Here is a 9277-nt window from a genome sequence, read left to right on the forward strand (position 1 = left end):
GCTAGGACAGGACCTGGCGCTTGCTCGAGATGACCCCGGTGTTGAAGCCCGCGAGGTGCAGGCCGCCGTGGAAGCGGGCGTGCTCGATCTTGACGCAGCGGTCCATGACGACGTTCATTCCTGCCGCCTCGGCATCGGCCGCGACCTGCTCATGCCACGAGCCGAGCTGGAGCCAGAGCGTCTTGGCGCCTACGGCCTTGGCCTCCTCGAGGACGCCCGGGATGTCGTCGTGGCGGCGGAACACCTCGACGAGGTCCGGCGCCTCGGGCAGGTCCGCGAGGGAGGGGTAGACCGGCTGGCCCAGGATCGTCTTCAGCGCCGGGTTGACGAAGTAGACCGTGAACTTCGTCGAGGAGAGCAGGTACGTCGCGACGAAGTAGCTGGCGCGGCTCGGCTTGTCGGACGCTCCGACGATCGCGATGGACTTCGTCTCGCGCAGGATCTGCAGTCGCTCCGGGGCGGTCGGGCCGACCCAGGTCCGCTCCGCGGTCTCAACGGTCGCGCTCACTTGGCGGCTCCCTTCAGCGGCAGGGAGCACGCCTCGCCGTCGTACGTCGGTGCAGCGAACTCTTCCTCAAGCTCGTCCGCTTCCTGGCTTGCGGCCAACGCCTGGTCGAGGTCCCAGATGATGTCCTCGACGTCCTCGAGCCCCACCGAGAAGCGGATGAGGTCACCCGGCACGCCCGCCGCGACGAGCTGCTCGGCGGAGAGCTGCTGGTGCGTGGTCGAGGCCGGGTGCAGCACGAGCGTGCGGGCGTCGCCGATGTTGGCCAGGTGCGACGCGAGCTGAAGGGCCTCGATGAAGCGGGACCCGGCCTCGCGGCCGCCCCTCACACCGAAGCTGAACACCGAGCCCACGCCGAGCGGCAGGATGCCCTGGGCGAACTCGTACTGCGGGTGCGAGGGCAGGCCCGCGTAGTTCACGTAGGTCACGCGCGGATCGGCCTCGAGCCACTCCGCGACCGCCTTGGCGTTGGCGAGGTGCGCGTCCATGCGCTGCGGGAGCGTCTCGACGCCCTGCAGGAGCTGGAACGCGGACTGCGGCGACAGGGACGGGCCGATGTCGCGCAGCTGCTCGGAGCGCAGCTTCATGAGGAAGCCGTACTCGCCGAAGTTGCCCCACCACGTGACGTTGCCGTAGCTCGGCACGGGCTCGGTCATGGAGGGGAACTTGCCGTTGGCCCAGTTGAACGTGCCGGACTCGACGACGACGCCGCCCAGGGTCGTGCCGTGGCCGCCGAGGAACTTCGTGGCCGAGTGGATCACGATGTCCGCGCCGTGCTCGATCGGCCGGAAAATGTACGGCGGCGTCAGCGTGGAGTCCACCACGAGCGGGATGCCGTGCTCGTGGGCGACGGCGGCCAGGCCGGCGACGTCGGCGATGTCGCCGGAGGGGTTGGCCACTACCTCGGTGTAGACGGCCTTGGTGTTCTCGCGCAGGGCCGACTTGAACGCGGCCGGGTCGGTCGAATCCACGAACGTCGTCTCGACCCCGAAGCGGCGCAGGGTCACGTCGAGCTGCGTGATCGTGCCGCCGTAGAGCTTGGAGGAGGCGACGATGTGGTCCCCGGCCTGGGTGAGTGCGGCGAACGTGATGAACTCCGCGGCCATGCCCGAGCTCGTAGCGACCGCTCCGAGGCCGCCCTCGAGGGACGCGATGCGCTCCTCGAACGCCGCGACCGTGGGGTTGCCGATGCGGGAGTAGATGTTGCCGTACTTCTGCAGCGCGAAGAGGTTCGCGGCGTCGTCCGAGTCCTTGAACACGAACGACGTGGACTGGTAGATCGGCACCGCCCGGGCGCCGTGCTCGGCGTCGGGCGTGCCGCCGGCGTGCAGGGCGCGGGTGCGGAACCCGAACTGGCGCTCGGCCATCAGGCGTTCGCCCCGGCAGCCTGGAATCCGGTCACCGGGAGCAGGTCCGTGCGCAGCTCCGTGCCGTTCTTCCGGGCCAGGTCCGCCTCGAGCTCGCGGACGATCGGGAGGACATCGCGGCCGAACGCCTCGACCTCCTCCTGGAAGTGCAGGTAGCCGGTGAGGAACAGGTTTACGCCGATCTTCTTGTACTCGACCATCCGCTCGGCAATCTGCTCCGGGGTGCCGATGAGCTTGGTGCGGAAGCCGTCGTTGTACTGGACGAGGTCCTCGAAGGTCGAGTCCTCCCACATTCCCTTGCCGTCCTTCGTGGACTGGCCGGCCTCCTTGACGGCGGCGGCGAAGCCCTCGACGGCCGGCTTGTGCGCCTTGGCGATGATCTCGCGCAGGGTCTCCTGCGCCTCCTTCTCGCTCTCGCGGGCAATCACGAAGCCGTTGAGGCCGAACTTCGGCGGGTTCGGGGCGGTCCGGCCGTCCTGCGCGGCGGCCAGGACGCCGCGGATGTTGTCCTTGAACGGCTCGAGGTCGCGGCCGTTGGAGAAGTACCAGTCCGCGGTGCGGCCCGCGGCGGCCTGCGCGGCCGTCGAATTGCCGCCGAAGAAGATCTCGGGGTGCGCGCGGCCGGGGATGTCCAGCGGGGCCGGGCTGAGGGTGAAGTCCTTGATGTTGTAGTACGTGCCGGACTGCGAGTAGCCCTTCTGGGTCCACAGGCCGCGGAGCACGTTGATGAACTCTTCGGTGCGCACGTAGCGCTCGTCGTGCTCGAGCCACGGCAGGCCGAAGTTCACGAACTCGTCCTTGAGCCAGCCGGAGACGATGTTCACGGCCGCGCGACCTCCGGAGAGGTGGTCCGCGGTGATGATGAACTTGGCGAGGACACCCGGGTGCCACATGCCGGGGTGTACGGCGGAGATGACCTTGAGCCGGTCGGTCGCGCCGAGGAGGGCGAGGCTGAACGAGGTCGCCTCGTGCTGCTTGTCCGCGCCGTAGCTCGCGGCGTAGCGGGTCTGGGTCAGGGCGTACTCGAAGCCGGAGTCCTCCGCGATGCGGGCGAGCTTCTTGTTGTACTCGAACTCCCAGTTGGTGCGCTGCTCGATGGTCGAGACGACGAGGCCGCCCGAGACGTTGGGCACCCAGTACGCGAACTTCAGCGGGGTCTCGAAGTCGATGCGGTGGTTGGTCATGCTGCGCTCCTTGGAACTCGGGCGCGACGTGCAGCGCAGGATGTGCCTGATCGCTCACCATCGCTTCTGGCAGTAGCACCTTTGGCTCCGGCCGTTGTTCCGGCATTTGGGGGCAATGGTTGCTGCGGCGTCACAGATCCAGATCTCTCGGCCGCTCGGGATGGTCAGTGTGATTCTCCCGAGAAAGGGCGTAACGATGCAAATTATTTCGTCACACTCGCGCTCGGCCTGCTGGCGCCGAATACTGTTCGACGGCGTGCGCCCGCCGATGGCCCGCCGGAGAGGGATGCACACATGGGACGCACGACGCCGGGCCCCGCCTCGTACACGGAGCTCGCCGAGCGCTTCGCACCGGTCTTCGATCGCATTGCCGAGGGTGCCTTGGATCGCGAACTGGGCCGGACGCTGCCGTTCGAGCAGGTCACGTGGCTCAAGGAGGCCGGGTTCGGCCGCCTCCGCGTCCCGGCCGAGCACGGCGGCTTCGGAGTATCCGTCGAGACCCTCGTGCGCCTGCTCGTCGACCTCGCCGCCGCGGACTCGTCGGTGGCGCACCTGCTGCGCTCCCACTTCGCGTTCGTCGAGACGATCTCGCTCCAGGACGAGGCCTTCCGCGCGCGGTGGTTCGGCCGCGTCGTCGACGGCGCGATCTTCGGCAACGCCGCGACCGAGCGCTCCGGCAACGCCCTCGGCACGGTGGCGACCAGGCTCGTGCCCGCGGGCGGCGGCGGGTACCTCCTCACCGGCGAGAAGTACTACACGACCGGGACGATCTTCGCCGACTACGTGGCCGTCATGGCGTCCCCTGAGGGCGGGAGCTCGCGGCTGTACGCGATCGCCCCGACCCGGCACGCCGGCGTCGAGATCCGCGACGACTGGGACGGATTCGGCCAGCAGATGACCGGCACCGGGACGGCGGTGTTCCGCGAGGTCCCGATCCCTGCCGAGGACACCGTGCCGCGCACCGAGTCCACCACCCACGAGCCCGCGTTCCTGCAGCTGATGCTCCTGTCCGTCCTCGCCGGGATCGGCAAGGCCGTGGTGCGCGACGCGTCGTCGCTCGTCGCGAAGCGGACGCGGACGTTCTCCACAGGCTCAGGCCAGCTGTTCCGCGAGGACCCACTCATCCTGAACCTCGTAGGCCAGCTCGCCGCGAAGTCGTTCGCCGCGGAGTCGTCGGTGCTGGCGGCCGCCCGCGAGCTCGATGACGCCCTCGCGCTGGGCCCCGACGCGAGCGCCGAGGACCGCTACGCGCGGGGAGCGGTCGCCGTCGACCTCGCCCAGGTGGCCGTGCCGCCGCTGGTCATCGACGCCGCGCAGCAGCTCTTCGACACGGCCGGCGCCTCCGCGGTGTCCCGGGGCAAGGCGCTGGATCGCCACTGGCGCAACGCGCGCACGGTCGCGACGCACAATCCCGTGGCGTTCAAGGCGCGCGGGCTGGGGGATTGGTTCGTCAACGGGGTCTCCCCAGTCGCGCTGCACAGCATCGGCGAGGCGACGGCCGCAGTCCCGGCCTCCGCCGGCTAGCTAGCCCCTCCTTGTGGGGTCACATCCCTAGCCTCTCAGGCCCCGGTCCGGAGGTTGAGGGGTCATGTCTCTAAGAACAGGAATCCGCTCTCTAGAAATATGACCCCTCAAGGCAGGGACATGACCCCTCAACAGCATCAGGCGCGGGCCAGAAGCTCCTCGCCCACGCGGCCCCGCTGGTAGAACACCTCCCGCCCGGCGCGCACCGGCTCGGTCAGCCCCGACTCCGCGAGCACCTTCAGGTGCGCGTTGACCGTCCCGGCGGCGAGGTCGAGCGCGCAGGCGAGCTGCGTCGTCGTCATCGGGACGTCGAGCTGGGCGAGGATCTGCGCCCGGGTCCGCCCGAGCAGCCGCGAGATGGGGGACTCGCGCGTCTCGCGCGTGGCCTCCCACAGCCTCCCGACGCCCCGGGGCGCGTAGGTGATGGTCGGCACGAACGGGGCGATGTTGAGCACGAGCGTGTTCGGCCACACGAACGCGTTGGGCACGAGGATGAGGCCGCTGCCCGGCTCGGGCAGGTCCGTGGCCTCGCAGCCGCGCGTGATCTCGAGGCCCGTCTCGGTGGGGCGCACGCTCGGGTGGAGTGTCTTGAAGACCTCCTGGATGCCGTAGTGCGAGAGCTCATCGAGACGGGAGTCGATGTCCGCGAGCAGGACCGAGCGCAGCCTCGGCCAGTAGGGCTCGACGGCGGTCGCCCAGTACCAGCGCAGCGCCGCGACGATGCGGGGCACGGCGGCGTCGATGTCCGCACGGAGCTCCTCGAGCGTGGCGAGGATGGTCCCCGTCGGCTTGCGGCGCTCGAGGTAGCCGAGGTCGCGCAGCCACAGCTCGCCCGGGACTGCTGCGACGGCATCGAGCGCGTCGGCGAACGAGTCCCCCCGCTCGGGCGTGGGCGTGAGCGAGTCGGCGATGAATCCCTGCGGCTGCACGAGCGTGGTGAGCAGGCGCAGGTGCTCGCGGGCGAGGGGGTCGCCGCTGGCCGTGATGCGTCGGCGTGCCTCGGTGACCCACGGCCGGTGCAGGGGCGTCCCCGCCTGGAGGGCCCGCAGGCTCGTGACCGTCTCCCACAGCGGAGAGGCCTCGAAGCGGACCCTCGTGAGGTCCTCGTGGGTGAGCGTGATGAACATGGATCCAGCGTAGGAACGCACGCCCTTCAGGGCGAGGATTCGGTGAACGCCGAATCGTTTCGGCCGCTCCGCGTGCGGCGCACACTCGTGGGCATGGCAACGAACACCCGCACCCAGCATTCCACCGAATCCCTCGACCGGACCCTGCATCCGCTCCGACCCGGCACGCGCCGGCCGGTCCGCGACCCGCACCGCGGCGCCGGAGGCCCACTCGCCGGTGAGCGCACGACGCCGGCCGGGAACCCGCCGTCGTCCGCGCGCCCGCCGCTCCGCGAGCCGGATGCGGCGCGGGCTCCCCGGCTCGTTGGCCGGCCTTTCGTCGCGCCGACGACGGTTCCCGACACCTCCGGCGACCTGCTCGGCCTGCCGGACCTCTCGGCGCTGCGCGGCGCCCTGCGGCACCTGTGGCGGTGGCTCGCCGGCCAGGTCGGCGCGGCGGCCGAGCTGGACGCGCGCGTCCGCGCCCGCCGGGACGAGGATTCGGCCGCGATGCTGCGCGCGGGCGTCACTCCAACCCCCTTCGCCTGAGGCTGGGCCCCGTCCCGTCGCGCCGGTCCTGTCCGCCGGCGCCGGTCCCATTGACGGAGGGACGCCCAGGCCGCACCCTTGCGGCATGGATGTGCCAGAGCTCCAGAGTGTGGATGTGGACGGCATCCGCGTTGCGTACCGCCAAGCCGGGAGCGGTCCACCGCTCGTCCTGCTGCACGGGGCCTACGAGGACAGCCGGATCTGGGAGTTCCAGCTCCGCGACCTGGCCGACGAGTTCACCGTCATCGCCTGGGACTGCCCCGGGTGCGGCGGTTCCGACGACCTTCCGGCAGGCTTCGCGGGCACCTTGGGCGCAGTCCTCGCGGGGTTCCTGGCCGGTTCTGGGCTCACCGGATCCAGGAGGCCGCATGTGCTCGGCCTGTCCTTCGGCTCGACCGTCGCGCTGGATCTCGTCGGCGGGGTGCCGGACGCGGCCTCCACGCTCATCCTGGCCTCGGCCTACGCGGGATGGGTAGGATCCCTGCCGCCCGAGGAGGTCGAGCGCCGGTACTCCCGGGGGCTCGCGGAGCTTGAGAAGCCTGCTGCGGAGATCATCCCCGTGTGGCTGCCGACCCTCGTCACCGAGCGCGCGGCTCCCGAGGCCGTGGACCTCATCTCCCGCATCATGGCCGACTTCAGGCCCTCCGGCATGCGCTCACTCCTCGAGCTGGCCGGGCTCGCGGACTACCGGCCCGTGCTTCCGACCATCTCGGTCCCAACCCTGCTCCTCTACGGATCCGAGGACGTCCGCTCGCCGGTCTCGGTGGGGGAGGCGTTGCGCGAAGCCATTCCTGGGGCCCAGCTCGCCGTCATCCCCGGTGCTGGGCACCTGAGCTTCCTCGAGGACGCCGACGCCTTCAACACGAAGGTGCGCCGCTGGATCAGGGCGCACCCCGGCGCCCCCGAACCTGGCAGCCCTGAAATGTAGAGAATCACCATGGCACCCGAGCGTGGTGGCCGACGGCGCGCAGCGGCTGTGCTTGCACTCTTCCTCGCGCTCTCGGGCTGCGCGTACGCCGCTCCGGACCCGGCGCCGCCCGCTCCCGCGCCCGGCCCGATGGACTCGCTGGACAGCCAGGCCAGGCTGCTCATCGACAACGGTGCCGTGGCCGCCGTCGTTCAGGTCCGGTGGCCCGGGGGAGAGTGGTCACGGGCCTACGGGGTCCGCGACCTCGACACCAAGACGCCGGCCCAGCCGGATGACCGCGTAGCGGTAGCCAGCGTCACGAAGACCATGACGGCGGTGACCGTGCTCAAGCTCGTCGATGACGGGCTGATCGGCCTCGACAGCCCCGTGAACGAGGTGATCCCGGGATTCACAACCTCGCTGAGGCCTCCGGGCGCGATCACCGTGCGGCAGCTGCTGAGCCACACCTCCGGCCTCCCAGACTTCAACGACGCGCTCCCCGGCGACCCCGACTTCCGGCCACTGCTCGGCCGACCGATGACCATGGAACGCGCGCTCGAACTGGCGGGTACCCTCCCGTGGACCGCCGCCGATGTCGGAGGGTTCCGCTACTCGGACACCGACTACGCGGCACTCGGGCTGCTCGTCCAGACGCTCCGGCGCCGTCCCTTCGCCGATGTCCTGCGGGACGAGGTGATCACGCCGCTCGGGCTCCCGAAGACCAGCATGGGCCGCGTCGACGTCGGCGCGGCCGATCTCCTCCACGGTTATGTGACGTTGCGCGGCGAACGGATCGATCTCAGCGACAACACGTTCTCCGCTGGAATGCCGTACAACGGAGCGGTATCCAGCATGGCAGACGTGAACACCTTCTTCGGCGCGCTGTTCCAGGGCAGGCTCGTCTCCGCGCGGTCTCTGGCGGAGATGAAGAAGAGCCCGAGGCCGGGGCTCCCTTACGCGCTCGGCCTGTGGACGCACTCCGGCTGCTCGACAAATGAGCGCTACGAGGGGCGCGGAGGTTTCTGGCACTACGTGACAGTGGCGGTCGCGAGCGACGACGGCAGGTACCAAGCGGCCATGAGCGTCTCGGTCAAGCCCGTCGCGACCGAGCTCGAAGATCCCGACACCGCACGTCAGAGGGAGCTGTACGGGGCGCAGGTCGAGTCGTCCCTGAACGAGACGCTGGACCGCCTCTGCCAATCCTGAGGCGGCACTATGACCTCCGCAACAGGAACTTGATGCGTCAACTATAACGGCGTAGAGTAATCGTTGAAACATCAACTACTCTCCCCTGTGAGGCATCATGTCCTGGTTCTCCAAGCTCTTCGGCAAGTCCGACTCGTCCGCTGCCCACCGTGCCGAGGCGCCCGTCGTCGAGGCCGCCCCGGCTGCCGAGGCGGCCCAGGCTCCGGCGACCGCCCCCGCCGAGGCTCCCGCCGCCGTCGTGCGCGCCGGCGCGCCCCGCATCGCCGTGGTCACGGGCAGCACCCGCCCGGGCCGCAACAACCTCCAGGTGGCCGAGTGGCTCGTGGCGCGCGCGGGCCAGCGCGGCGACGCCGTCTACGAGCTCGTGGACATCGATTCGTTCAACCTCCCGCTGCTCGACGAGGCCTTCCCGGCAGCGTACGGCAACTACCAGGGCGAGCACACCAAGGCGTGGGCGGCGAAGATCGCAGAGTTCGACGGCTACGTGTTCGTCACCGCGGAGTACAACCACTCGACGACGCCGGCCCTCGCCAACGCGCTGAGCTTCCTCAACGCCGAGTTCGCGAACAAGGCGGCAGGCATCGTGGGCTACGGCTCGGCGATGGGCGCGCGCGCCGTCGAGCACCTGCGCGGCATCCTGTCCGAGCTGCAGGTGGCGCACGTGCAGAAGACCGGCATGTTCTCGCTCTTCACGGACTTCAAGGACTTCTCCGTCTTCACCCCGAGGGAGCAGCAGGCCGCCTCCGTGGACCCGATGCTGGACCAGCTCGTGGCCTGGACCGTCGCGTTCGCCAAGGTCCGTGCGGGCGAGTTCGAGGCTGTCGCCGTCTGACCCCGCAACGGTGGGGACGGGACCCCGCAATGCACTGGTCCCCGATAGTTGGACTGGCTTATTGAGATCCTAGGCTGCCAGGGCCTGGGCGCGGTAT

At 70.0% G+C, this 9277-nt stretch carries 9 protein-coding genes and 1 riboswitch; of the genes, 5 read left to right on the top strand and 4 right to left on the bottom strand.

Going from position 1 to position 9277, the window contains the following annotated elements; all coding sequences use genetic code 11:
• Position 1: 1 nt before the first annotated feature.
• The 3 genes from ABD298_RS00830 to sfnG are packed head-to-tail and all read right to left on the bottom strand — an operon-like array spanning position 2 to position 3056.
• Complete coding sequence (locus ABD298_RS00830) at positions 2-508, bottom strand: CoA-binding protein (protein WP_344297548.1); 507 nt, start codon at positions 506-508, stop codon at positions 2-4.
• Positions 505-1872: an O-acetylhomoserine aminocarboxypropyltransferase/cysteine synthase family protein gene (locus tag ABD298_RS00835; RefSeq protein ID WP_344297550.1), complete on the bottom strand. Its 1368-nt coding sequence runs from the start codon at positions 1870-1872 to the stop codon at positions 505-507. Before ABD298_RS00835 ends, ABD298_RS00830 begins: the two co-directional genes overlap by 4 nt.
• Entirely contained in the window at positions 1872-3056 is a 1185-nt protein-coding gene (sfnG, locus tag ABD298_RS00840) for a dimethylsulfone monooxygenase SfnG (protein ID WP_344297552.1), read from the bottom strand. The genes ABD298_RS00835 and sfnG overlap by 1 nt, the downstream gene beginning before the upstream one ends.
• A gap of 54 nt (positions 3057-3110) precedes the next feature.
• Positions 3111-3223, bottom strand: a riboswitch (SAM riboswitch).
• Between the two features lie 127 nt (positions 3224-3350).
• On the opposite strand from sfnG, the gene ABD298_RS00845 reads away from it, so the two are divergent.
• Positions 3351-4580, top strand: coding sequence for an acyl-CoA dehydrogenase family protein (locus tag ABD298_RS00845; RefSeq protein WP_344297554.1), 1230 nt, complete (start codon positions 3351-3353; stop codon positions 4578-4580).
• Positions 4581-4717: 137 nt separating this feature from the next.
• Here ABD298_RS00845 and ABD298_RS00850 read toward each other — a convergent pair whose 3' ends face one another.
• Positions 4718-5707, bottom strand: a complete 990-nt coding sequence (locus tag ABD298_RS00850; RefSeq protein WP_344297556.1) for an ArsR/SmtB family transcription factor — start codon at positions 5705-5707, stop codon at positions 4718-4720.
• 93 nt (positions 5708-5800) lie between these two features.
• On the opposite strand from ABD298_RS00850, the gene ABD298_RS00855 reads away from it, so the two are divergent.
• From ABD298_RS00855 to ABD298_RS00870, 4 genes are all read left to right on the top strand, one after another.
• Positions 5801-6235: a hypothetical protein gene (locus ABD298_RS00855; protein ID WP_344297558.1), complete on the top strand. Its 435-nt coding sequence runs from the start codon at positions 5801-5803 to the stop codon at positions 6233-6235.
• Between the two features lie 85 nt (positions 6236-6320).
• On the top strand, positions 6321-7163 hold the full coding sequence (locus tag ABD298_RS00860) for an alpha/beta fold hydrolase (RefSeq protein WP_344297560.1): 843 nt from the start codon (positions 6321-6323) through the stop codon (positions 7161-7163).
• A gap of 9 nt (positions 7164-7172) precedes the next feature.
• On the top strand, positions 7173-8348 hold the full coding sequence (locus tag ABD298_RS00865) for a serine hydrolase domain-containing protein (protein WP_344297562.1): 1176 nt from the start codon (positions 7173-7175) through the stop codon (positions 8346-8348).
• Between the two features lie 97 nt (positions 8349-8445).
• A complete protein-coding gene (locus ABD298_RS00870; RefSeq protein WP_344297564.1) occupies positions 8446-9180 on the top strand; it encodes an NADPH-dependent FMN reductase in 735 nt (244 codons plus the stop codon).
• Positions 9181-9277: the final 97 nt, after the last annotated feature.

The sequence above is a fragment of the Sinomonas flava genome (assembly GCF_039531875.1).
Classification (GTDB): Bacteria; Actinomycetota; Actinomycetes; order Actinomycetales; family Micrococcaceae; genus Sinomonas; species Sinomonas flava.

Coding starts and splice junctions, on each gene's coding strand:
- ABD298_RS00835 (WP_344297550.1), bottom strand. CDS start 1,872: ATGGCCGAGCGCCAGTTCGGGTTCCGCACCCGCGCCCTGCACGCCGGC.
- sfnG (WP_344297552.1), bottom strand. CDS start 3,056: ATGACCAACCACCGCATCGACTTCGAGACCCCGCTGAAGTTCGCGTAC.
- ABD298_RS00845 (WP_344297554.1), top strand. CDS start 3,351: ATGGGACGCACGACGCCGGGCCCCGCCTCGTACACGGAGCTCGCCGAG.
- ABD298_RS00850 (WP_344297556.1), bottom strand. CDS start 5,707: ATGTTCATCACGCTCACCCACGAGGACCTCACGAGGGTCCGCTTCGAG.
- ABD298_RS00855 (WP_344297558.1), top strand. CDS start 5,801: ATGGCAACGAACACCCGCACCCAGCATTCCACCGAATCCCTCGACCGG.
- ABD298_RS00860 (WP_344297560.1), top strand. CDS start 6,321: ATGGATGTGCCAGAGCTCCAGAGTGTGGATGTGGACGGCATCCGCGTT.
- ABD298_RS00865 (WP_344297562.1), top strand. CDS start 7,173: ATGGCACCCGAGCGTGGTGGCCGACGGCGCGCAGCGGCTGTGCTTGCA.
- ABD298_RS00870 (WP_344297564.1), top strand. CDS start 8,446: ATGTCCTGGTTCTCCAAGCTCTTCGGCAAGTCCGACTCGTCCGCTGCC.